The following is a 22,648-nucleotide window of genomic DNA, read 5'->3' as shown; positions in this document are numbered from 1 at the left end:
ATAAAGTTTCTTTTATCTGCCCGAAAATGCGTACCTTTGTGCGGTTTTCTTGAGAGAATCAGATGAAAGAAAGTGTAATTGCAGCTGTAGAGAGGTTACTGGATAACTATCTTGAGATGAATAATCATCGCAAGACACCAGAGCGTTACACTATTCTCAGAGCAATCTATAGCATCAATGGACACTTCACTCTCGATGAGTTGAAATCACGTCTGGCTCAAGAGATGGATTTCCCTGTTAGCAGGGCTACCTTGTATAATACACTGAACCTGTTTTTGTCGCTTAGACTTGTTGTAAGACATCGTTTTCAAGGTTCAACCAAATATGAAGCTTGTTATGATAACCAGAGCCATTGTCATCAGATATGCACGATATGTGGTAAGGTGACAGAGATTAAATCCCCCGAGATTATCGCGGCTGTGGATAATATGCATCTAAAGCGATTCCGAAAAGACGGATTTACACTTTATGTGTATGGTGTATGTAGCACATGTCAGATTAAATTGACTAAACGCAAGAAGACTGTAAAGGTAATAAAAGGTAAGAACAAAAATAAAACTGAAAATGAACAAAGGTAAAGTTGACGTCCTGCTCGGTTTGCAGTGGGGTGACGAAGGAAAAGGTAAGGTGGTCGATGTACTGACTCCAAAGTACGATGTAGTTGCTCGTTTCCAGGGTGGTCCTAATGCAGGTCATACTTTGGAGTTTGAGGGTGAGAAGTATGTGCTTCGCTCTATTCCTTCAGGTATTTTCCAGGGTGATAAGGTAAACATCATCGGTAATGGTGTAGTGCTGGCTCCAGATCTCTTTATGGAAGAAGCCAAGGCACTCGAGGCAAGCGGTCATGAACTGCGTAGCCGTCTGCATATCTCAAAGAAAGCTCATCTCATTATGCCTACCCATCGCGTACTCGATGCTGCCTATGAGGCCCAGAAAGGTAAGAATAAGGTAGGTACTACTGGTAAGGGTATTGGTCCTACTTATACCGATAAGGTAAGCCGTAATGGTCTGCGTGTTGGCGATATCCTCGAGAACTTTGAGGAGAAGTATGCCAAGGCTAAGGCACGTCACGATGCTATTCTGAAGTCGCTCAACTTTGACTATGATATCACTGAGGTGGAGAAGAAGTGGCTGGAAGGTATCGAATATCTGCGTCAGTTCCCCATCGTTGATTCTGAGCACGAAATCAATAATCTCCTGAAGAGTGGTAAGAGCGTGCTCTGCGAGGGTGCTCAGGGGACGATGCTCGATGTTGACTTCGGTTCATACCCCTTCGTAACATCATCTAACACCATCTGTGCTGGTGCTTGCACTGGTCTGGGTATCGGTCCCAATAAGATTGGCGATGTATATGGTATCATGAAAGCTTACTGCACACGCGTTGGTGCAGGTCCTTTCCCCACAGAGTTGTTTGATGAGACAGGTAAGAAGATACGCGATCTGGGTCACGAGTATGGTGCTGTTACCGGTCGTGAGCGTCGTTGTGGTTGGATTGACCTTGTAGCCTTGAAATACTCTATCATGGTGAACGGCGTTACCCAGCTCATTATGATGAAGAGCGATGTACTCGATGGATTCGACACCATCAAGGCATGTGTTGCTTATAAGCAGAATGGTACAGAGATCGATTACTTCCCATACAACATCGAGGATGGTATCGAGCCTGTATATCAGGAGCTGCCTGGCTGGAAGACAGATATGACTAAGTTTACCAGCGAGGATCAGTTCCCTAAAGAGTTCAATGATTATATAGCATTCCTGGAGCAGCAGTTGGAGACTCCAATTAAGATTATCTCTATCGGTCCCGATCGCGCCCAGACAATTGTAAGAAAGTAATAAATGGCACAGAAACCAAGTATTCCCAAAGGAACGCGCGACTTCTCTCCAATGGAGATGGCTAAGCGTAATTATATTTTTGATACTATAAAACAGGTGTACCAGCTCTATGGCTTTCAGCAGATAGAGACCCCTGCTATGGAAACCCTCGGCACACTGATGGGTAAATATGGCGAAGAGGGTGATAAGCTGCTGTTCAAGGTACTGAACTCTGGCGATTACCTCTCGAAGATAACGCCCGATGAGCTGGCTGAGCGTAACTCGCTGCGTTTGGCTGCCAAACTCTGCGAAAAGGGTTTGCGTTACGACCTTACCGTACCTTTTGCCCGCTACGTGGTGATGCATCGCGAAGAATTGCAGCTGCCTTTCAAGCGTTACCAGATGCAGCCAGTATGGCGTGCCGACCGTCCTCAGAAAGGACGTTATCGTGAGTTCTGGCAGTTTGATGGCGACATCGTAGGTTCTGATTCGTTGCTGAACGAGGTGGAGTTGATGCAGATCGTAGACACCGTATTCAGCCGTTTCGGCGTACGTGTTCAGATCAAGATCAACAACCGCAAAATCCTGACAGGTATTGCCGAGGTAATCGGTGCTGCTGAGAAGATTGTTGATATCACCGTTGCTATTGACAAGCTGGATAAGATCGGACTCGACAACGTGAACCAGGAGCTGCGTGAGGATGGGCTCTCTGATGAGCAGATTGAGAAGCTTCAGCCTATTATCTCACTCGAGGGTACCAACGACGAGAAGTTGAACACCATTGCTGAGGTGCTGGCTACCAGTGAAACTGGTTTGAAGGGCGTTGAGGAAACGCGCTTCATTCTCGATACACTGAAGACACTCGGTCTGAAGAACGAGATTCAGCTTGACCTGACTTTGGCTCGTGGTTTGAACTACTACACAGGCGCCATCTTCGAGGTAAAAGCGCTCGACGTGCAGATTGGTTCAATCACAGGTGGCGGTCGTTACGATAACCTCACAGGTATCTTCGGTATGCCTGGTATCTCGGGCGTAGGTATCAGTTTTGGTGTGGATCGTATCTTCGATGTACTGAACGCACTCGACTGCTATCCAAAGGACGCTACCAACGGCACCCAGCTGCTATTCATCAATTTTGGCGATAAGGAGACTGCTTACTGTCTGCCATTCGTTGCTAAGGCTCGTGAGGCTGGCATCCGTACAGAGATATTCCCCGATTCTACTAAGATGAAGAAGCAGATGTCGTATGCCAATGCCAAGCAGATTCCATTCGTGGCTTTGGCTGGTGAGAACGAGATGTCTGAAGGCAAACTGACGCTGAAGAATATGGAGACTGGCGAGCAGAGTCTCATCACTATCGATGAAATTATCCAGGCGATTCTTGCATAATCGTTGATATAACTATCCAATCCCCCTCCGCTATTGGAGGGGGATTTCTACTAAAACAATTGAAACAATGAAAAAACTTACATTATTATTCTTTATAGGAGGATTGTTGCTGCTTACGGCGATGACTCCCGATAAGCATACTACCATCTTTGTGATTGGCGACTCGACAGCAGCCAACAAGGATACAACTGGTGGAAAGCAGGAACGTGGATGGGGCATGATGTTGCAGGATTGCTTTGATGCCGATTATATCGTGGTGGATAACCATGCTGTGAATGGCCGTAGTTCTAAAAGCTTCATCGACGAAGGTCGATGGGGTAAGGTGCTGGAGAAGCTCAAGCCTGGCGACTATGTGATTATCCAGTTCGGACATAATGACGAAAAGCCCAATCTTGCCCGACATACAGATCCGGGTTCAACCTTTGATTACAACCTGGCTAAGTTTGTGCGCGAGACACGAGAGCATGGTGGTATTCCTGTACTGATGAATCCGGTGGCGCGTCGCAACTTTTTTGTGGTTGCGCCTCAGAACGACGACGACGAGAAGCTGCGCACATCAACCTTTAAGGATGGCGTAAAAATGATTGAGGGCGACACCCTTTACGATACCCACGGCCAGTATCGTGTGGCACCAAAGGATGTGGCAATCCGTATGAACTGCCACTTTGTAGATGCCAACACCATTACCCACAACCTGGAACAGGGTATGGGAACTGAGGCTTCGAAAAAGTTGCACATGTGGTATCGACCCGGTGAAGAGCCATCGGAGCCAAAGGGCAAGCAGGACAATACACATTATAATATATATGGTGCCAGAGTGGTGGCAAATCTGCTGGCCGATGCACTCTGTCAAGAGATTCCCGTGCTGAGTAAATATCGTAAGAAATAACCTAATTACGCAACATTTTAAAATAAATCCTGCAAAATCCTTGCGGGATTTAATTTTTATGCTTATATTTGCAGCAAAAGAATATTGTACTAACAAAATATCATGTATTAATAACTAAACAAATTACAATTATGACAAAGAAATTTATCTGCGCTGTTTGTGGTTATATCTACGAAGGCGAGAATCCTCCCGAGAAGTGTCCAATCTGTAAGGCTCCTGCCTCTAAGTTCTCTGAGCTGAAGGACGATGGTGACGTAACTTATGCTACTGTTCATCGTATTGGCGATGGTAAGCCCGAGGGGGTATCAGAAGAAATGATTAACGACCTGCGTGCACACTTTAATGGTGAGTGCAGCGAGGTAGGTATGTATCTGGCTATGGCTCGTCAGGCCGACCGCGAGGGTTATCCTGAGATTGCAGAGGCATTCAAGCGTTATGCTTTCGAGGAGGCTGACCACGCTTCACGTTTTGCTGAGCTACTGGGCGAGTGCGTATGGGACACCAAGACCAATCTGGAGAAGCGCGCTGCAGCTGAGGCTGGTGCTTGCGAGGATAAGTTCCGTATTGCCAAGAACGCTAAGGCTGCCGGATTCGATGCTATCCACGACACTGTTCACGAGATGGCTAAGGATGAGGCTCGTCATGGTGCAGGCTTCGCTGGGCTTCTCAAGAGATATTTTGGCAAGTAGTCAATATAATAAAATAAGGAATAATCCGTTTTATCATTAAGATGAAACGGATTATCTTTTTTCTATCGCTGATTCTTGGCTTGGTGGCTTGTGCTGATGACGACGCGTTTTCGGCTGCTACGGGTATGCAGCTTGATTTTCCTGTGGATACAGTGAAATTGGATACTGTTTTCAGTCGTACATCCTCATCAACTTATTCGTTCTGGGTACATAATCGGAATAGCAGTGGAGTTAAACTGCAAAGTGTACGTTTGAAACGTGGTAATCAAACTGGTTTCCGCGTCAATGTGGATGGTATCTATCTTGATAACACTAATGGTGCGCAAACCAATGATATAGAAATACGGAAAAACGATAGTATATTTGTGTTTGTGGAGATTACACCGTATGAAACTTATCGTACTGAGCCGGAACCAATAACAGATCAGTTGATGTTCTTGCTTGAGAGTGGGGTGGAGCAGCATGTTTGTCTGCAGGCTTGGGCTTGGGATGCTATCAAATGTTATTCGCCTGTTATTGAGCGTGACTCGGTTATTGAGTCGGATAAACCATTGGTCGTCTACGGTGATTTTGTAATCAAAGAGGGTGCGCATCTCACAATCCGTAATACAACCCTCTATTTTCATGCCGATGCCGGCTTAGAGGTTTATGGAACCTTATTGACAGACCATTGTACGATGCGAGGTGACCGACTTGACCGTATGTTCTCATATTTACCATATGATCGGGTTCCTGGGCAATGGCGAGGGGTTAGATTCTGTGAGACGTCAAATGGCAATGTGCTGAATGATACACAGATTAGTAATTCCTGTCAAGGTGTGGTTTGTGACTCGGCTGCACTTGATGCTAATAGTTATCGTTTAAAGCTGAAAAACTGTATCATACATAATTGTCAGGGTGATGGTGTTTATCTGACAAACGCTCATGTAAATCTGGAGAATTGTCAGTTATCGAACACCATGGGTGATTGTCTGAAAGTGAATGGCGGTATTGTAGAAATCGTCTATTGTACGTTGGCACAGTTCTATCCCTTTACAGGTGGACGTGGAGCTGCCTTACGCTTTAGTAATACACCTGCATCATTGGTTGATTTGAAGTGTGAGAATTCGATCCTTACGGGTTACGATGATGATGTATTGATAGAAAACCAGTCATCAGCTGATGATACATTTAATTATCTGTTTTCTCACAGTCTTTTGCGTACACCTGCTCTGGCTGCTGATACTGTTCATTTCAGAGATGTTATCTGGGAGTCGCCTAGAGACTCAATACAAGGGAAACAACATTTTGTCAAGATTGATGAATCGAATCTTGACTATGATTTCCATCTGGACTCTTTGTCGACAGCTGTGGGGTTGGGATGTTATCGTTAGAACTTAGAGAATGTCAGTGGCATTAGTTCTCTGATGCCGTCAATCACGTACACATATTTTTTGCCATAGAGCAGAATACGGATAGGGGCTTTGGCACGTGTCTCGGATTCTATGATGACCTGGCGACATGAACCGCATGGACCTACTGGCTCTTCTTCTAACTCACCGTTAGTACCACGAGCAGCTATGGCCAGCATGCGTACAGGAACATTGGGATATTGGGCACCTGCTGCAAAAAGAGCTGTACGCTCGGCACATAATCCTGATGGGTAGGCGGCGTTCTCCTGATTGCAGCCTATAATCTCCACACCATTGTCTAACCTGACTGCTGCTCCTACACAAAATTTAGAATAGGGGGCATAACTGCGGCTTGTTGCCTCAATAGCGAGTTCAATCAAGTGGTGTTCTTCTGTACTTAACTCTTCCATGTCGCACACCTTAATTACCGACTTTAGCTCCAGTTCTCTCATAAAATGCTATATTTTTGTGCAAAAATACAAATAATTCGAGAGAAATCATTACTTTTGCAGAAATAAATAGCATAATATGAGATATTTTTCCGTGTTTATAGCCTTTTTGCTTTCAGTTTCTGCTTTTTCGCAGGCCAGATGGAATCAGGCTTACCAACAATATGTAGATCAATATAAGGATATTGCTATCGAGCAGATGAAGCGCTATCGTATCCCTGCATCCATTACGTTAGCCCAAGGATTATTGGAAAGTGGTGCTGGACGTAGTGAGTTGACACGTAATAGCAATAACCATTTTGGCATAAAGTGTAATAATGGTTGGGTAGGACGTAGAACTTATCATGATGATGATCAGCGTAATGACTGTTTCCGCGTTTACGATAGTGCTTATGAATCATACGAAGACCACTCCAAGTTCTTGGCAGGTAATCAGCGTTACCGCTCTTTGTTTCAACTTAAGACTACCGATTATCGGGGGTGGGCTAAGGGCCTGAAGGCTGCTGGCTATGCTACAAATCCAGTATATGCAGAGAAACTCATAGAGATTATTCAGTTGTATAAGCTCTACCAGTATGACAATGCAAAGGAGTACGATCATTTTATGGCCCAGCGTACCAAAGATCAGGAAGTTGGTGGTGCTTCGTTACATGTCATTAAGATATTCAATAAGAATTATTATCTGATAGCCCGTCGTGGTGACACCTTTAAGTCGATTGGTCAGGAGATTGGCATCAGTTACCGCAAGATAGCTAAGTACAATGAACGCTATCGCAAGGATCAGTTAGAGGAAGGCGAGATTGTATGGCTGAAAAAGAAACAGAGCAAGGCTCCTAAGGACTATAAAGGCCGCCTCCATTATGTTCGTAGTGGTGAATCCATGTATACCATAGCTCAGAAGTATGGTATCCGGCTGAAGAGTTTGTATAAGATGAACCATTTATCGCCCGATTATCAGATAAAGGTTGGTGATGGTCTCAGATTGAGATAGCTATGGAAATAAAAAGAGTAGAGGGCTTCGGCCCTCTACTTCTCTGAGCGGAATACGGGAATCGAACCCGCCTCCCAGGCTTGGGAAGCCCGTGCACTACCGATGTGCTAATTCCGCAGCGATGAATAAGAACTCTGATTTTGACGAGGAGAGCCGATAGCCGGACTCGAACCGGCGACCCACGCATTACGAATGCGTTGCTCTACCAACTGAGCCATATCGGCAGGTCTCCTTTAGCGGGTGCAAAAGTACTCATTTTATTTGTATCGTGCAAATTTTACGCCTTTTTTTTTCGCATTAACCGTCATTTTTGTTTTTTCTATTCTTATCAGTCTTTTGTTTATATGGTTTGCTGAAGTCTTTAGACTGTTGTTAGGCATTTTTTTATGGGTTTGCTGAATTGGGCTGATCTCTGGTTAAACCAGATTGCTATCCTTGCGTCAAAAGGATAGTTACAGCTGAAAGCAATGAGTGAACTAAATATATGGTTAAACAAAAAAAGATTAGAACAATGAAAAGAATGTTTTTATCAATGATGGCAGTTCTGTTGGTTAGTACTTCTGTCATCGCACAAGAAGAGAAGAGTGAACAGCGTCAGCCACGTAAGTTTGACAAAACAGAAATGGTGAAGCATCGTACCGATGAGACGGTAAGCCGTTATCAGCTGAGTGATAAACAAGCAAAACAGCTACTCGATCTGAATACAAAGTATGCTGATAAGATGATGCCACGTGGTCCTCATCGTCATGGACGCCATGGTGAGGCTGGTCGCCCCCCAATGCCCCCTAAAAATGATATGGTGAAACGTCCAGAGCCACCAAAAGATGGTGGTAAGATGAAGGAACATCATAAGGAAATGCAGGCCACAATGAAAGCCTATGAAGCTGAATTAGAGAAGATTATGACGGCCGATCAGTTTAAGAAGTATCAGAAAGACCAGAAAAAGATGCGCGAGAACCAGCATCATCCACGTCGATTTGATATGCATCAATAATTATGCTGTGTTCGTACACAATTTGGAATAATACTTGTTTATATTCAAAAATCGTCATACTTTTGCAGCGTCAAAAGACATAAAAGGTATGAAGCTTGATCCTTAAGTGGACAAGCAGCGTTAGCCCGAGAGGCGCGCTTTTAGGATAACAATTAAATTAAAGAAAGGGTAAAAAGATGAAGAAGATGATTTTGACAATGGTAGCAATGCTGAGTATGACAACTGCATTCGCTGAAGGTGAGACAGCAAACATGGTAAGCAACATAGAGGCTTATGAAATGAATATCAATATGAATAAGCTCTCTGATGCTCTGAATCTGGCAGACGACCAGAAGGAAGCTGTTGAGAACATCCATTACGTGTTCAACACAGAGATGACCTATGCTGTTCAGTATGGTAATACAGATCGCGACGCTTTGGTTAAGCGCGCTATCAACACCGACGTAAAGCGCATGAGTTATGTTCTGAACGAGGAGCAGATGCATAAGTATCTGATGCTGCTCAACGCTACGATCAACAATCGTGGTCTAAACAAGTAAATTTCGTTTTATTAGTTATTATTGGTCATTCTTTCTTGAGGCGTCCGTGATGGATGCCTCTATTTTGTTTATGATGCATAAAAAGAAAGAGAGGCGAGCATTCGCTGCTAGCCTCTCTTTAATAAAAAACTAAATTAATCAACCATAAACCTTAACCATTAAAATCGAGTGCAAAGGTAATGATATTACCTGAGAAACAAGAATTTTTGGTGTATTGTTAACAATCTTTATATTATATGCATATTAATACTTAAAAACGAGGCAAGCCCAATCCTGATTACTGGTCTGGGACATAAGCGAAAGCCCAAGTTTATGGGCATTTTTAATCAGTATATCGCAATCGTCTGTGTAGAAGCCACTTAGGATGAGCAGAGATCCGTGATGCATCTTCCCAACGAAGCTGGGCATGTCTGCTAACAGGATGTTTCTATTAATATTTGCCAGCACTAAATCAAAATCGCTATCGATTTTGCTTAGAATCGAAGCATCGCCTAATAGTGATGTAAATCGTTCGTCAACGCGATTGATAACGGCATTATGTCTGGCATTATCAACGCTCCACTCGTCAATGTCGTATCCTACAGCTTGCTGGGCACCAAGTTTCAGGGAGCAGATAGAGAGGATGCCGGTTCCAGTACCACAGTCGAGAACTCGTAGAGAATCGGTTCTGGGCGCTTGAGACTCGGGGGATAAGGAACTTGGTTTAAGAAGCGAGATGAGTTGAGTGCAAATCATCCTTGTGGTTTCGTGGGTACCAGTTCCGAAGGCCAATTTCGCATCAATTTCGATAGAGATTGTGGAAGTGGTGCTTCCTGATGTGATGGTGTCAGGCAAGTGTCGTCCATCGTGGATAATCAGTTTCCCATCAGCAATGATGATGGGCTCAAAACCTTCTTGTTCCCATTGCTCATTCCAATCGCGATCTTCAGCTTCGCGTACCTTATATAATATATTGGTACTATCAAAAGGAAAATCCTCGATGCATGCCTTTAGCGTATCTTCATCAAAGAGACTTTGTTGAACATAGCCTTTAACTCCAGTAGGAGTCTCCTCAAACGTCTCAAAACCAGCCTCGCCAGCCAGTGATGCCAACAAGTCGGCTGCATCGCTTGAGAAGGGCGAAATTGTGAATTCTACTTCGAAATATTTCATATAATCGTTAATTTTTGAGGCAAAATTACAAAAATTAGGGAAAATCCTACTATAAGTTAGGGTTTTTCCCTACATTTGCACCAAAATTCGTTGTATTTTTGCAACGTGAATCATTAAACTTAGAAGAAAATGAAAAAACTGTTGTTAATTTCAATGCTGATCGGAGCCATGCCTCTGTCGATGATGGCTCAAGATGACGATCTCTATTTTGTACCCAAAAAGAAGAAGGCACAGTTAGAGACGGTGAAGGAAAATACCCGCGTGGTTGCTCCACAGCCGAAAGCCCAGAGCAGCTATGAGGTGATAGACGGTGATACAACCAAATTAGATGTAATCGACTTTACAGGGGGGAAGGGCGTTTATCCATCAGACTCGTTGCAGACAGAGGATTATGCACTGACCAAACAGATGATGCGATTCGACGATTACGACGTGAGTGATAACGCTGCTTTCTGGGCAGGTTATAACGCAGGCCGCAGTTCGTTGTTGTGGCATTCGCCTTGGTATTATAGCCGTTATGGTTGGTATGATCCTTGGTATTATGGTTCTTGGTATGGATACAGTAGTCTGTATAGTCCTTGGTATTACAGCTGGTATGATCCCTGGTACAATGGTTGGTACGATCCATATTGGAGTACATGGGGGTGGCCTTACTATGGTTATTACAGATGGTATTATCCGCATTATTACTATGGTTATTATGGCCATTACTATGGTGGTGGCGGTGGTCACTATTACGGACGCACAGGTAATGCTGGCACTATCGATTTGTCTGGTCGCACCAGTTATCGTCCTGCACATCGCAACACTGTTTCGACCAATAGTGCGCGTATGGGCAGTCTGAGAGATCGCGCTGCACGTATGGATGGCGGTACCAGAGTGAACATGTCTGGCAATGGTCAGCGTGTTGGTCAGCGTGTTGGTCGCCGTACTTATGATAATTCGAATAGCAGCAGCTATAGCCGTTCTTCTACTTACACACCATCACGTTCTTCTTCAAGTAGCAGTGGTAGCTTTGGTGGCGGTAGCCGTTCTAGTAGCGGTGGATTCAGTGGTGGTAGTCGTTCTAGTGGTGGTAGCGGAGGTAGTCACATGGGTGGACGCCGTTAACATTATACATTAAACATTATACATTAAAGATTATATTGTCATTATGAAGAAGACTTTATTGGCAGCGTTTGCTTTGGGCATTATTTTGCCGGCAGCTGCACAGGATACATACGAGAGCGCCCGTTTGCTGGGTAGCGATCTGAACGGAACCGCCCGCTATGTGGGTATGGGTGGAGCAATGGAGGCATTGGGTGCAGATATCTCAACCATGGGTACTAACCCTGCTGGTATCGGATTGTTCCGCCACTCTACAGCCAGCCTGGGGGTTGGATTGGTGTCACAGGCTGATGCAAAGGAGTTTGATGGTCTTGGCAAAACTAATATGAGTTTTGATCAGATTGGTTTCGTATATTCGGCTCGTATTAGTTCACATTCTATTGTTAATGTGGGCTTCAACTATCATAAGAGCAAGAACTTCGACCAGATATTGTCGGCAGCTAATGCGCTGAGAGGGTGCTCGCAGAATGGCCTGACATTCCAAAAGGGGTTGAAAGCTGATGAGGCTCATGGCGGGTATGATTTGCGTTATAATGAACAGAATTATATCATGGGCTATGATGGTAGAAATAACTATCGTTCGTTCTGCTACTCCGAAGTTGATCACATGAATGCCAACTCGCTGATGCTTACAGAGATTTTGGACAATAAGGGAACTTTGTTGGATTGGAGCATTGACTATATGGATGCCAACGCTTATAGTTTCGACCGTGCGCATAGAGGCTGGATAGCTGATTATGATTTTAACATAAGCGGTAATTACAACGACCGGTTTTATTGGGGACTGACCGTAGGTATCAAGGATGTGCAGTATAAGGGGTACTCTGAGTATGGTGAGTCATTGGTGCTTCATCAGGGAGGTGGTGAGGTCTCTGGTGGTTCGGTTGCTATTGGCGATGACCGTAGGATTAAGGGAACAGGTGTGAATATCAAGTTTGGTGCTATCGTTCGTCCTATGGAGGAGTCTCCATTCCGAATAGGTGCTTATATCCATACGCCAACATGGTATGAACTAACCTCCAGTAATTCGTCACTCTTGGTGAATAATGCATATGATGGTGAAACTCCGATTGGTGCTTATGATGATATGTCGAGTCAGCAGAGCTACGATTTCGCTTACCATACTCCTTGGAAGTTTGGTTTAAGTCTGGGTACCACTATCGGACGTGAGTTGGCTTTGGGCGCAGGCTATGAGTTTACAGACTATAGCGCCAGTCAGAACCGTATCATCGATGGCTATGACTACTACGATAATGCCGAGACATCAAAGGATCATGCTATGAAGCAGAATACTGAGCGCTCGTTGAAAGGCGTGTCGACTTTCAAGCTTGGTGTAGAGTATAAGCCAGTTCCTGATGTTGCTTTGCGATTGGGTTATAATTACTTGACCAGCGGCTATAAGATGGATGGTGTACGCGATATGACTGTTAACAGCCCAGGCACTATGTACGCTTCAACTACCGACTATGTGAACTGGGACGATACCCAGCGCCTGACTTGTGGTGTAGGTTTCAAGGTTGGAAAGATGAATATCGACTTGGCTTATCAGCTGAGTAAGACTGATGGTGAGTTCCACCCATTCCAGCAGTACGCAACAGGTATGGATACTGGTGTGACAAAGGTTACTAATAAGCGTAGTCAGGGCTTGCTGACCATTGGCTATACATTCTAAAATTGAAAGGTGGATGAATAAAAATACGGCTTAAGCAAATTAAGCCGTATTTTTTTGGCTGTTTGCGTAAAAATGCCTACCTTTGCCCCTGATAGATAATATCACATAATTGAAAATCGTAAAATTGTAAAATATAAATTAGTCAGATGAAAAAGCTTTTATTGGGAGACGAGGCTATTGCTCAGGGTGCTATTGATGCAGGTCTGAGTGGTGTATATGCCTATCCCGGCACTCCATCAACGGAGATTACTGAGTATATTCAGGAGTCGCCAATTGCTAAAGAGCGTAACATCCACCGTCGTTGGAGTACCAACGAGAAGACGGCTATGGAGGCTGCTCTCGGTATGTCGTATATGGGCAAGAGGGCGCTGGTGTGTATGAAACATGTGGGACTGAATGTCTGTGCCGATCCGTTTGTTAACTCGGCTATGACGGGTACCAACGGTGGTGTAGTAGTTCTGGTAGCCGACGACCCATCGATGCACTCATCGCAGGACGAGCAGGACTCACGTTTCTATGCTAAGTTTGCTATGATTCCTACCTTGGAGCCCAGCTCACAACAGGAGGCTTACGATATGATGCAAGAAGCATTCGACCTGTCGGAGCGGTTGCACCTGCCTATCTTGATGCGTGTCACTACCCGTATGGCTCACAGTCGTGCGGTGGTTGAGGTGAAGGAAGAGGCCCGCCCACAGAATGAGCTTAATTACGATGCTCAGGCCAGCAACTGGGTATTGCTGCCCGCCTTTGCCCGTAAGCGTAATGTAGTAGTTACCGGTCAGCAGCCTTTGCTTGAGCAGATGGCTGTAGATAGTAAATATAACAAGTATATTGATGGTGCCGACCACCAATTGGGTATCATCGCCAGCGGTATTGCTTACAACTACCTGATGGAGTGCTATCCTGAGGGGTGTCCTTTCCCCGTGCTCAAGATCTCTCAGTATCCAATCCCCAAGAAGCTGATTCGTCGTATGACAGATGATTGTGAGAGCGTGCTGATTGCCGAAGAGGGACAGCCTTTCATTGAGGATCAGGTACGTGGTGTGATGCCTGGAAACGCTGTTATCAAGGGACGATTGACTGGCGAACTGCCTCGTACAGGCGAGTTGAATCCCGACTTCCTGAAAAAAGCGCTTGGTATTGAGAGCAGCGAGGGCTATGCACCATGTGAGGATGTTACTCCACGTCCGCCTGCACTGTGCCAGGGTTGTGGACACCGCGATGTGTATACAGCCTTGAATGAGGTGCTGAAGGAGTATCCCAATGCCCGTGTGTTTGGCGATATCGGTTGTTACACACTGGGATTCCTGCCTCCATACAAGGCCATCCACAGCTGTGTAGATATGGGTGCTTCGATTACGATGGCCAAGGGTGCCAGCGATGCTGGTCAGTGGCCTGCCGTAGCTATCATCGGTGACTCTACCTTTACCCACAGCGGTATGACTGGTTTGCTGGATGCTATCAACGAGAATGCTGATATTACTGTAATTATCAGCGATAACCTGACCACCGCTATGACTGGTGGACAGGATTCGGCTGGTACCAATAAGTTCGAGGCTATCTGTAAGGGCTTGGGCCTCTCAGAGGATCACCTTAAGGTGGTTAACCCCATCCCTAAGAACATGCTCGAGATTACACAGGCCATTCGCGATGAGATCAATTATCATGGTGTGAGTGTGATTATCCCTCGCCGTGAGTGTATGCAGACGCTGCAGCGCCATCTCAAGCAGAAAAAGGCTACAGAGAAAAAGTAAAAATGTAAAAAAGTAAAAAGTTCAAACCTCAAAGTTCAATGAAAACTGATATAATTCTTTGTGGAGTAGGTGGTCAGGGTATCCTCTCGATTGCAACTATCATTGGCGAGGCTGCCATGAAGGAGAACCTCTATATCAAGCAGGCCGAGGTACACGGTATGAGTCAGCGTGGTGGCGACGTACAGTCGAATCTGCGCATCTCGAGCACCCCCATCAGCAGCGATCTGATTCCTCTGGGTGGTGCTGATGTCATCATCTCGATGGAGCCCATGGAGGCCCTGCGCTATCTGCCATTCTTGGCTAAGGATGGCTGGATTATTACTTCGAGCGCTCCTTTCGTAAATATTCCTAACTATCCTGAAATCGAGAAGATTAAACAGGATTTGGAAAGTGTAAAGAATGTGATTGTACTGGATATCGAACAGGCAGCCAAAGATAATGGTGTGCCCCGTTCGGCCAACGTGATTCTGCTGGGTGCAGCCCAGAAGGCCTTGGGTATCGAGTACGATAAGTTAGAGGATGCCATCCGTCGCGTCTTCGCCCGCAAAGGTGATGCCATCGTAGATGCCAACATCAAAGCATTAGCCATTGGTAAAGCAGCGCAGAAATAATGGAAACTCCAATTAAAAGAGAAATAGTTGACGGACTGGTGGCAGAACTTGGCATCGAGGATTTTGCCAAGGCTACCATCCGTGAGGTGAAGCAGGTAGCTGCTAAAGCCGAGAAGGCGAGTGGGGTAGAATTCATCAAGATGGAGATGGGTATTCCTGGTCTGCCTGCTGCTCAGGTAGGCGTTGATGCCCAGATAAAAGCCCTCGAAGGTGGTATTGCTCATTCATATCCTGACATTCAGGGTGCGCTAGTATTGAAAGAGGCTGCCTCGCAGTTTGTCAAGGCTTTTATCGGCATCGATGTAAAGCCTGAAGGCTGTGTGCCTGTTACCGGTTCAATGCAGGGTACCTTTGCCTCGTTCCTGACCTGTTCGCAGTGTGATCACAACAAGGATACCGTGCTGTTTATCGACCCAGGGTTCCCTGTGCAGAAGATGCAACTGCAGGTGATGGGTGTGAAATACGAGACCTTCGACGTGTATAATTATCGTGGCGAAAAGTTGCGTGCTAAACTCGAAAGTTACATGTGCAATGGTAACATCTGCGCCATCGTGTACTCAAACCCCAACAACCCCTCGTGGATTTGTCTGCGTGAGGAGGAGTTGCAGATTGTCGGCGAGCTGGCAACCAAGTATGATGCTATCGTGATGGAGGATCTAGCTTACTTTGCCATGGACTTCCGTAAGGATCTCTCAAAGCCTTTCGAAGCGCCTTATCAGGCCACTGTGGCTCGCTATACCGATAATTATATGCTGCTCATTTCTGGCTCAAAGGCTTTCAGCTATGCTGGTGAGCGCATTGGTGTGGTTTGTATCAGCGATGCCTTGTTCCATCGTCATTTCGACGATTTGGCTGCTCGCTATCAGGGCTTGCCATTTGGTCCCGTATTCTCTACTCGCATGCTTTATGCCTTGAGTTCTGGCACCAGTCATAGTGCTCAGTATGCGTTGGCAGCTATGCTGAAAGCTGCCTACGAGGGTGAATACGACTTCCGCAAGGAGATTAGTGTGTATGGTGAGCGTGCCAAGAAACTGAAGGAGATTTTCTGTCGCCACAACTTCTATGTGGTTTACGATAAGGATCTCGACGAACCTATTGCTGATGGCTTCTATTTTACTATAGGCTATCCAGGTATGACTTCGGGACAGTTGGCCAAGGAGTTGATGTACTATGGTGTGTCTGCCATCTGCCTGATAACCTGTGGTTCGGAGCAGGAAGGTCTGCGTGTGTGCACCTCGTTCATTGAGGAACACCAATATGCGCAACTCGAAGAACGCATGAAAGTGTTTGAAAAAAATAATCCTCAGTAGTTTTACTGAGGATTATTTTTTTCTTATTCGTAACTCATATCAACGGTCTTAAACTTGAAGTCGGTCTCAGCGATGCTGCGTACTTCGTATGGCTTCTTGCTTTTTACCAGATACTTATTCTTCATCTTGGCGTATTTCTTCTCAAGATTCTTGCGGTTCACGTCGGCAATAACTACACAAGTACGGTTGGGGAGTGAACGGTTCTGTGTGAAGTATTCACGCAACTGGTAGCTGTAGTGATTACGGCCTGCCAGCATATTCTTTTTCTTGGTAACCCAAACGCTGTCAACCTGCTGGATATTGGTAAAATATACCGTAGAGTCGTTGAACGAAGCTACGAATCCGAACATATACGCCTTTGGAACTTTTACATTCTGTGCCTGTACGTTGGTGGTGCCGGCAGCCATCAGAATGATGGCGAGTGTAAGTTGTTTAATCAATTTCATTATCCTAAATATGTCTTTAAAAATTTATTCGCTTTACTATTTCTGAGTTTGCGGATAGCCTTTTCCTTAATCTGTCGTACGCGCTCGCGTGTAAGTCCGAACTTTGAGCCGATCTCTTCCAGTGTCAACTCTGGTTGGTTGATGCCGTATGAGGCTTCTACCACGTTGCGCTCTCGCTCATTCAGGGTGTTCAGAGCGTTCTGTATTTCTGATTTCAGCGATTCTTCTACCAGCGAGTTGTCGGCCAGAGGAGCATCGCTGTTTGTCATCACGTCGAGCAGACTGTTGTCTTCGCCCTCAATGAATGGCGCATCCACTGAGATGTGGTGGCCGTTGATGCTCATTGCCTCGTCGATCTTATCCTGCGGCAGATCTGTTTTTTCGGCAATCTCGTCGATTGATGGTCGGCGCTCGTTCAGCTGTTCAAAGCGGTTAATCTCGCGATTGATCTTATTGACTGATCCCACCTGGTTGAGCGGCAGACGTACGATACGGCTCTGCTCTGAGATGGCCTGCAGAATACTCTGACGAATCCACCATACTGCATACGAGATGAACTTGAATCCGCGTGTCTCATCGAAACGCTCTGCTGCCTTGAGTAGTCCAAGGTTTCCCTCGTTGATCAGATCGGGTAGCGATAGTCCTTGATTCTGATATTGTTTAGCCACAGATACCACGAAGCGAAGGTTTGCCTTCGTCAGTCGTTCCAGCGCCTTTTGGTCTCCCTTTTTGATGCGCTGTGCCAATTCAACTTCTTCCTCAGCCGAGATCATGGTTTCTTTGCTGATTTCCTGTAGATACTTCTCCAGAGCCGCACTTTCTCGGTTGGTTATAGATTTAGTGATCTTTAGTTGTCTCATCGTGGTAATATTTTTTAGCTGAGCGCAAAAGTAAGGCTTTTTCCTGAATTGACCAAAAAAAAGCCACGAATTTTCATCATTCGTGGCTCTTTTTTATCGATTTTGTATTATTCGCTCTGCAGATATACTACGAAACCACCTTTTTTACCTGTTGGGAAGATACCACGGATAACGAGCATCTGGTCCTTCGAGTTGTTGGCCTCCTTTACTGCGTTCTGCAGGTCGTCGAAGGTCTTCATAGGAACATCGTTCACGCGCTGGATGATGAATCCCTTAGGTACACCGGCCTCCTTCATCTTACCACCGTTGACCTTGATTACCTCCAGACCGTAGTTGATTTCCAACTGCTTCTTCTGGGCTTCGGTAACAGGACGGAAGTCAGCTCCCAGTACGTCGGTATCAGCGTTCTTCACTACCTTAGTGGTGCCCTGCTCGTTTTTCAGTGTCAAGGTAGCGCTGTGGTTCTTCTTATTGCGCAGATAGGTGATGTTGATCTTGTCACCAGGACGTTTCTTGGCCAGGATTCCCTGCAATTCACCGAACTTGGTAACTTTCTGTCCGTCGATGACGGTGATGACGTCGCCTTCCTTCAGTCCGGCAGCCTCTGCAGCACCGTCCTCTACAACCTTGGCTACATAGATACCCTCCATGGTGCCTAAGTCAACTTCCTTATCCTTGTCTTTCTCGGCGTCAACGTAGGTCTTCACGTCTGTACCCTGAATACCGATCATAGCGCGCTGTACGTTACCATACTGCTTCAGGTCCTCAACCACCTTATTCATAATTGCTGTTGGGATGGCGAAACCGTAGCCGATATTCGAACCTGTGGGTGATGCCAGCATGGCATTGATACCTACCAGCTCACCGCGGGTGTTAACCAGTGCACCACCAGAGTTACCTTGGTTGATAGCGGCATCGGTCTGGATAAAACTCTCGACACCGTTAGCGCCCAGTGTACGTGCTTTTGCTGAGATAATACCTGCTGTAACGGTATTGTTCAGGCCGAGTGGGTTACCTACAGCGAGAACCCATTCACCCACCTTGACATTGTCGCTATTGGCAATTACGATGGCGGGCAAGTTTTTGCCGTCGATTTTGATGAGTGCCAGGTCGGTGGTCTTGTCGGCACCGATGACACGAGCTGAGTATTCCTTCGAACCCTCGTTCAGGCTAACTGTCAGCTCGTCGGCTCCGTCAACTACGTGGTTGTTGGTGACAATATAACCGTCGGCAGAGATGATAACGCCCGAACCGGCTGCAGCACGCTTAGGTGTCTGCACCTGACGCTGACGGCGCCCGTTGTTACCCTGACCCTGTCCGAAGAATCCGCCAAAGGGATTAGAGAAGAAGTCCTCGAATGGATCACTATACTCAACGGTCTGAATCTTTGAGTTTTGTACCGATTTGATGTATACTACCGATGGCAGGGCCTTTTCGGCAGCATAAGTCAGGTCTACAGGCTGTCCGGCAGGAGCAGCTGTTGTTGATGTCATAATAGGAGCGGGAGCAGTAGCGGCATTGGTTTTAGCGAATGCAACTACTGAAAGCGTCAAAGCAACTGCACAAACGGCAGGTGTTGCTACATTTACGATTTTTTTCATATTCTCATTCATTTTTTTAAGTTTTAAATTCTACAATCCAGTTTCCTTTCACGTTTTGATGGTGCAAAAATAAGTGCATTATTTGGAATACTGACAAAATGTCGCAAAGATTTGTCCCATTTTAACAATTCGCCCCATATGCTTAACGCGCATTTGCGATTAACACTTTAAATCTTAAATTACTGACAAAATTAAGGATTTGTTATGATTTTAGTTACATATTTTTAATTATATCAATTATTTTATGCAGATTCTTCTTGAATTTGCGAAAATATGAGTATCTTTGCAGGCAGAAAACGCACTGCAACGGTTTGTCGCTGGCGCTTCTGAAAGGTCGCGCGAGAGGAAAGTCCGGGCAGCATAGGGCGCTCCACTTCTGAAAGTAGAAGCTATTGGTGACAGTAGGTGCCGGCAGAAGAAAATTACCGCCGCAAGGTAAGGGTGAGAAGGTGGTGTAAGAGACCACCAGCCAGCGGGTGATCGTTGGGCTGTGCCGACTGGGGGCTGCAAGTTCATGTAAACCGTCGTCTGAGGGTTGCCCGCCCGAGTTCTTACACGATGGAGGGTAGAACGCTTGAGCCATGAGGTGACTTATGGACTAGATAAATGACAAACGCCATGCTTGCATGGTACAGAACCCGGCTTATAGGTGCAGTGCTTTTTTTTCGATCATATGAAGATAAACCAGATATATCGTACGCTGATTCTCACCATTCGTTTCTTTACCACGAAACGAGTGATGACGCAGGCGTCGGCCCTTACTTATTCTACGTTGCTGGCCATAGTGCCTATCTTGGCTGTGATTTTTGCCATTGCGCGCGGATTCGGATATAACAAGTATATTGAGATATGGTTTCGCGATGCGCTGTCGTCGCAGCCTCAGGTGGCTGATATCCTGACCGACTTTGTGAACAGCTACCTGATTCATACGCAGAGTGGTATCTTCTTAGGTGTGGGTTTGATCTTCATGCTCTATACGGTTTTGATGCTGGTTAACAATGTGGAGGAAACGTTCAATCAGATATGGCAGGTGAGCAATTCGCGTCCGCTTATCCGTTCGCTTACAAACTATTTGGCCATGTTCTTTGTATTCCCCATTATTATTGTGGTGTCGATGGGTCTTTCCATCTTTATGGCCACGGTGGCGAAACACATGGAAGGCCTTTTGATTTTGGGCTCGGCGGTGAGTAGATTACTCGATTTCTCGCCTTATCTGCTGTTGTCGATGCTCTTTGTAATACTGTATGTGTATATGCCCAATACCAATGTCAAGTTTAAGAGTGCCATTGTGCCAGGTATCCTGTCGGGTGTTGCCATGCAGCTGCTACAGTTGTTCTATATCCACTCGCAGATTTGGGTGACTGGCTATAACGCTATCTACGGTTCGTTTGCTGCGTTGCCCTTGTTCATGCTTTGGGTACAGATTTCGTGGACCATCTGCTTGTTTGGTGCGCAGCTCACTTATACCAATCAGAACATGGACCGCATCGGTATCAATCTCGATGAGATCGACATTCATCCGCTTATCGATATGACGGATGATGAAAGAGACGAAGCGGCCAGAGAATTGTACTCTGACCGCCTCGATTCTCTATAATTTTTTTGCAACGGACTACACGACTTAAAGATTAGTTTTTAGGATTAATCCGTCTTGTTAGTCCTGTTGTCCGTTGCTGAATTATTGATGCATGAGATAATCTTTAAAGTCTGCGAAGTCCTTTGTCATGGGGACGCTTTGCTTCTCACCACGCATGAAGGCGGCTAAGCGCTCGGGTATAGCTACATCGATACCCAGAATCTCATCAACCTTCTCCTTGAACTTAGCAGGGTGGGCTGTTTCGCAGAACACACCAACCTCGTCAGGCTGCAGTCCGTCGGCCAAAGCCTGATAGCCGCAAGCACCATGAGGATCAAGGATATAGCCCGAAGCCTTGTAGCACTCGCGCATGGTTTCGCGAATCTGTTCGTCGCTATAGGTAGCACCGCTGATCAGCGCGCTGATCTTCTCGTGACTCTTGCCATACAGGTCGTAGATACGGGCAAAGTTCGAAGGATCGCCTACGTCCATTGCGTTGGCGAGTGTCTGCTTCGATGGTTTTGGCTCGTATTTGCCTGTCTGCAGATACTTATAGAAGATATCGTTGGCGTTGTTGGCAGCAATGAATCGCTTGATGGGCAGTCCCATTTCATGTCCGAACAGCGCTGCACAGATGTTTCCAAAATTACCACTCGGAACACATATCACCAAATTATCGGCCTTACCTTGCTCCTTCATGCGGGCGTAGGCATTAAAGTAGTAGAATGCCTGGGGCAGGAAACGAGCCACATTGATTGAGTTAGCCGATGTCAGCTTCATGTGCGCGTTCAGCTCAGCATCCATAAAGGCATTTTTTACTAATGCCTGACAGTCGTCGAACACACCATCCACCTCGATGGCAGTGATGTTCTTGCCCAGTGTAGTAAACTGGCACTCCTGTATTGGACTTACCTTGCCTTTGGGATAGAGCACATACACGTGGATACCCTCAACCCCCAAGAATCCATTGGCTACAGCCGAACCTGTATCGCCGCTGGTAGCCACCAGCACGTTTACCTCCTTATGCCCTTCCTCCTGCTTAATAAAGTACTGCAGCAAGCGCGCCATAAAGCGGGCGCCAACATCCTTAAAGGCGAGGGTAGGACCATGGAACAGCTCCAGAGTATAGATATTATCCTTAACGTTCACCACAGGACAATCGAATGCCAAGGTGTCGTACACGATATCATGCAGGGCATCAGGATCTACATCTTCGCCAAAGAAAGCGCTGGCTACGGTGTAGGCTATCTCCTGAAAACTCATCTTTTCGATATTATCGAAAAACTCCTGGGGCAGCTTGTTGATACGCTCGGGCATATACAGTCCGCGATCTTCTGCCAGTCCCTTTACTACTGCTTTGTGCAGGTCGGCAATAGGAGCCTTGCCGTTGGTGCTGTAATATTTCATACTTTT

Annotated in this window: 21 protein-coding genes, 2 tRNA genes and 1 other RNA gene; 16 read left to right on the top strand and 8 right to left on the bottom strand. The window is 46.0% G+C overall.

Annotation, left to right across the window (positions count from 1 at the left end; genetic code table 11):
• The first annotated feature begins 62 nt into the window (after positions 1-62).
• The 6 genes from T495_RS0111230 to T495_RS0111205 all read left to right on the top strand — a co-directional run bounded on the left by T495_RS0111230 (position 63) and on the right by T495_RS0111205 (position 6,155).
• Positions 63-578, top strand: coding sequence for a Fur family transcriptional regulator (locus tag T495_RS0111230; protein ID WP_028903790.1), 516 nt, complete (start codon positions 63-65; stop codon positions 576-578).
• Positions 565-1,836: an adenylosuccinate synthase gene (locus T495_RS0111225; protein ID WP_028903791.1), complete on the top strand. Its 1,272-nt coding sequence runs from the start codon at positions 565-567 to the stop codon at positions 1,834-1,836. Before T495_RS0111230 ends, T495_RS0111225 begins: the two co-directional genes overlap by 14 nt.
• Before the next feature lie 3 nt (positions 1,837-1,839).
• Positions 1,840-3,204 (top strand): histidine--tRNA ligase, encoded by a 1,365-nt coding sequence (hisS, locus tag T495_RS0111220; protein WP_033148748.1) that lies wholly within the window; start codon positions 1,840-1,842, stop codon positions 3,202-3,204.
• A 67-nt stretch (positions 3,205-3,271) separates the two neighbouring features.
• On the top strand, positions 3,272-4,093 hold the full coding sequence (locus T495_RS0111215) for a rhamnogalacturonan acetylesterase (RefSeq protein ID WP_231495096.1): 822 nt from the start codon (positions 3,272-3,274) through the stop codon (positions 4,091-4,093).
• Between the two features lie 131 nt (positions 4,094-4,224).
• Entirely contained in the window at positions 4,225-4,782 is a 558-nt protein-coding gene (locus T495_RS0111210) for an NADH peroxidase (RefSeq protein ID WP_028903793.1), read from the top strand.
• Between the two features lie 41 nt (positions 4,783-4,823).
• Positions 4,824-6,155, top strand: coding sequence for a right-handed parallel beta-helix repeat-containing protein (locus tag T495_RS0111205; RefSeq protein WP_081832104.1), 1,332 nt, complete (start codon positions 4,824-4,826; stop codon positions 6,153-6,155).
• Here T495_RS0111205 and T495_RS0111200 read toward each other — a convergent pair.
• Positions 6,152-6,625, bottom strand: a complete 474-nt coding sequence (locus T495_RS0111200; protein ID WP_028903794.1) for a cytidine deaminase — start codon at positions 6,623-6,625, stop codon at positions 6,152-6,154. The genes T495_RS0111205 and T495_RS0111200 overlap by 4 nt on opposite strands.
• Before the next feature lie 76 nt (positions 6,626-6,701).
• Here T495_RS0111200 and T495_RS0111195 point away from each other — a divergent pair, with 76 nt between their 5' ends.
• Entirely contained in the window at positions 6,702-7,613 is a 912-nt protein-coding gene (locus T495_RS0111195; RefSeq protein WP_033148747.1) for a glucosaminidase domain-containing protein, read from the top strand.
• Positions 7,614-7,659: 46 nt separating this feature from the next.
• On the opposite strand, the gene T495_RS0111190 is transcribed toward T495_RS0111195, so the two are convergent.
• A tRNA-Gly gene (locus T495_RS0111190) sits at positions 7,660-7,730 on the bottom strand.
• Positions 7,731-7,764: 34 nt separating this feature from the next.
• Positions 7,765-7,837 (bottom strand) — tRNA-Thr (locus T495_RS0111185).
• 287 nt (positions 7,838-8,124) lie between these two features.
• Between T495_RS0111185 and T495_RS0111180 the strand changes: the two genes are divergently transcribed.
• Both T495_RS0111180 and T495_RS0111175 read left to right on the top strand, forming a co-directional pair.
• Positions 8,125-8,607: a DUF4890 domain-containing protein gene (locus tag T495_RS0111180; RefSeq protein WP_197020389.1), complete on the top strand. Its 483-nt coding sequence runs from the start codon at positions 8,125-8,127 to the stop codon at positions 8,605-8,607.
• 176 nt (positions 8,608-8,783) lie between these two features.
• The gene (locus tag T495_RS0111175; RefSeq protein WP_033148746.1) at positions 8,784-9,146 is read left to right on the top strand and encodes a hypothetical protein; all 363 of its coding nucleotides are present in this window, start codon (positions 8,784-8,786) and stop codon (positions 9,144-9,146) included.
• 243 nt (positions 9,147-9,389) lie between these two features.
• On the opposite strand, the gene prmA is transcribed toward T495_RS0111175, so the two are convergent.
• Positions 9,390-10,298: a 50S ribosomal protein L11 methyltransferase gene (gene prmA / locus T495_RS0111170; protein WP_033148745.1), complete on the bottom strand. Its 909-nt coding sequence runs from the start codon at positions 10,296-10,298 to the stop codon at positions 9,390-9,392.
• 129 nt (positions 10,299-10,427) lie between these two features.
• On the opposite strand from prmA, the gene T495_RS15295 reads away from it, so the two are divergent.
• The 5 genes from T495_RS15295 to T495_RS0111145 all read left to right on the top strand — a co-directional run bounded on the left by T495_RS15295 (position 10,428) and on the right by T495_RS0111145 (position 16,752).
• The gene (locus T495_RS15295; RefSeq protein WP_051523108.1) at positions 10,428-11,408 is read left to right on the top strand and encodes a hypothetical protein; all 981 of its coding nucleotides are present in this window, start codon (positions 10,428-10,430) and stop codon (positions 11,406-11,408) included.
• A 43-nt stretch (positions 11,409-11,451) separates the two neighbouring features.
• The gene (locus tag T495_RS0111160) at positions 11,452-13,077 is read left to right on the top strand and encodes an OmpP1/FadL family transporter (protein WP_033148744.1); all 1,626 of its coding nucleotides are present in this window, start codon (positions 11,452-11,454) and stop codon (positions 13,075-13,077) included.
• A gap of 146 nt (positions 13,078-13,223) precedes the next feature.
• On the top strand, positions 13,224-14,831 hold the full coding sequence (locus T495_RS0111155; protein WP_033148743.1) for a thiamine pyrophosphate-dependent enzyme: 1,608 nt from the start codon (positions 13,224-13,226) through the stop codon (positions 14,829-14,831).
• A 38-nt stretch (positions 14,832-14,869) separates the two neighbouring features.
• Positions 14,870-15,442, top strand: coding sequence for an indolepyruvate oxidoreductase subunit beta (locus tag T495_RS0111150; protein ID WP_033148742.1), 573 nt, complete (start codon positions 14,870-14,872; stop codon positions 15,440-15,442).
• Positions 15,439-16,752: a pyridoxal phosphate-dependent aminotransferase gene (locus T495_RS0111145; RefSeq protein WP_033148741.1), complete on the top strand. Its 1,314-nt coding sequence runs from the start codon at positions 15,439-15,441 to the stop codon at positions 16,750-16,752. Before T495_RS0111150 ends, T495_RS0111145 begins: the two co-directional genes overlap by 4 nt.
• Positions 16,753-16,775: 23 nt before the next feature.
• On the opposite strand, the gene T495_RS0111140 is transcribed toward T495_RS0111145, so the two are convergent.
• From T495_RS0111140 to T495_RS0111130, 3 genes are all read right to left on the bottom strand, one after another.
• The gene (locus T495_RS0111140) at positions 16,776-17,198 is read right to left on the bottom strand and encodes a hypothetical protein (RefSeq protein WP_033148740.1); all 423 of its coding nucleotides are present in this window, start codon (positions 17,196-17,198) and stop codon (positions 16,776-16,778) included.
• Complete coding sequence (locus tag T495_RS0111135; protein ID WP_033148739.1) at positions 17,198-18,058, bottom strand: RNA polymerase sigma factor RpoD/SigA; 861 nt, start codon at positions 18,056-18,058, stop codon at positions 17,198-17,200. The genes T495_RS0111140 and T495_RS0111135 overlap by 1 nt, the downstream gene beginning before the upstream one ends.
• 107 nt (positions 18,059-18,165) lie before the next feature.
• A complete protein-coding gene (locus T495_RS0111130) occupies positions 18,166-19,659 on the bottom strand; it encodes a trypsin-like peptidase domain-containing protein (protein WP_028903803.1) in 1,494 nt (497 codons plus the stop codon).
• A gap of 298 nt (positions 19,660-19,957) precedes the next feature.
• On the opposite strand from T495_RS0111130, the gene rnpB reads away from it, so the two are divergent.
• Together rnpB and T495_RS0111125 are read left to right on the top strand one after the other, a co-directional pair.
• Positions 19,958-20,321: RNase P RNA component class A (rnpB, locus tag T495_RS15355), an RNA gene on the top strand.
• Positions 20,322-20,332: 11 nt separating this feature from the next.
• Positions 20,333-21,256 carry a YihY/virulence factor BrkB family protein gene (locus tag T495_RS0111125; RefSeq protein WP_051523109.1) on the top strand — a complete coding sequence of 308 codons (924 nt, stop codon included), beginning with the start codon at positions 20,333-20,335 and terminating at the stop codon, positions 21,254-21,256.
• An 81-nt stretch (positions 21,257-21,337) separates the two neighbouring features.
• On the opposite strand, the gene thrC is transcribed toward T495_RS0111125, so the two are convergent.
• Positions 21,338-22,642, bottom strand: coding sequence for a threonine synthase (thrC, locus tag T495_RS0111120; protein WP_033148738.1), 1,305 nt, complete (start codon positions 22,640-22,642; stop codon positions 21,338-21,340).
• Positions 22,643-22,648 lie beyond the last annotated feature (6 nt).

Origin of the sequence: Prevotella sp. P6B1, from assembly GCF_000702825.1 — a bacterium.
In the GTDB taxonomy this organism is placed as follows: Bacteria; Bacteroidota; Bacteroidia; order Bacteroidales; family Bacteroidaceae; genus Prevotella.
This window is presented reverse-complemented; position numbering and strand designations above follow the sequence as displayed.

Excerpts from the sequence above, each read along its gene's own strand:
- T495_RS0111200 (WP_028903794.1), bottom strand. The coding sequence starts at position 6,625 with ATGAGAGAACTGGAGCTAAAGTCGGTAATTAAGGTGTGCGACATGGAA.
- T495_RS0111140 (WP_033148740.1), bottom strand. The coding sequence starts at position 17,198 with ATGAAATTGATTAAACAACTTACACTCGCCATCATTCTGATGGCTGCC.
- hisS (WP_033148748.1), top strand. The coding sequence starts at position 1,840 with ATGGCACAGAAACCAAGTATTCCCAAAGGAACGCGCGACTTCTCTCCA.
- T495_RS15295 (WP_051523108.1), top strand. The coding sequence starts at position 10,428 with ATGAAAAAACTGTTGTTAATTTCAATGCTGATCGGAGCCATGCCTCTG.
- T495_RS0111180 (WP_197020389.1), top strand. The coding sequence starts at position 8,125 with ATGAAAAGAATGTTTTTATCAATGATGGCAGTTCTGTTGGTTAGTACT.
- T495_RS0111125 (WP_051523109.1), top strand. The coding sequence starts at position 20,333 with ATGAAGATAAACCAGATATATCGTACGCTGATTCTCACCATTCGTTTC.
- T495_RS0111230 (WP_028903790.1), top strand. The coding sequence starts at position 63 with ATGAAAGAAAGTGTAATTGCAGCTGTAGAGAGGTTACTGGATAACTAT.
- T495_RS0111215 (WP_231495096.1), top strand. The coding sequence starts at position 3,272 with ATGAAAAAACTTACATTATTATTCTTTATAGGAGGATTGTTGCTGCTT.
- T495_RS0111130 (WP_028903803.1), bottom strand. The coding sequence starts at position 19,659 with ATGAAAAAAATCGTAAATGTAGCAACACCTGCCGTTTGTGCAGTTGCT.
- T495_RS0111155 (WP_033148743.1), top strand. The coding sequence starts at position 13,224 with ATGAAAAAGCTTTTATTGGGAGACGAGGCTATTGCTCAGGGTGCTATT.
- T495_RS0111150 (WP_033148742.1), top strand. The coding sequence starts at position 14,870 with ATGAAAACTGATATAATTCTTTGTGGAGTAGGTGGTCAGGGTATCCTC.
- T495_RS0111225 (WP_028903791.1), top strand. The coding sequence starts at position 565 with ATGAACAAAGGTAAAGTTGACGTCCTGCTCGGTTTGCAGTGGGGTGAC.
- T495_RS0111175 (WP_033148746.1), top strand. The coding sequence starts at position 8,784 with ATGAAGAAGATGATTTTGACAATGGTAGCAATGCTGAGTATGACAACT.
- prmA (WP_033148745.1), bottom strand. The coding sequence starts at position 10,298 with ATGAAATATTTCGAAGTAGAATTCACAATTTCGCCCTTCTCAAGCGAT.
- T495_RS0111210 (WP_028903793.1), top strand. The coding sequence starts at position 4,225 with ATGACAAAGAAATTTATCTGCGCTGTTTGTGGTTATATCTACGAAGGC.
- T495_RS0111135 (WP_033148739.1), bottom strand. The coding sequence starts at position 18,058 with ATGAGACAACTAAAGATCACTAAATCTATAACCAACCGAGAAAGTGCG.
- thrC (WP_033148738.1), bottom strand. The coding sequence starts at position 22,642 with ATGAAATATTACAGCACCAACGGCAAGGCTCCTATTGCCGACCTGCAC.
- T495_RS0111160 (WP_033148744.1), top strand. The coding sequence starts at position 11,452 with ATGAAGAAGACTTTATTGGCAGCGTTTGCTTTGGGCATTATTTTGCCG.
- T495_RS0111205 (WP_081832104.1), top strand. The coding sequence starts at position 4,824 with ATGAAACGGATTATCTTTTTTCTATCGCTGATTCTTGGCTTGGTGGCT.
- T495_RS0111195 (WP_033148747.1), top strand. The coding sequence starts at position 6,702 with ATGAGATATTTTTCCGTGTTTATAGCCTTTTTGCTTTCAGTTTCTGCT.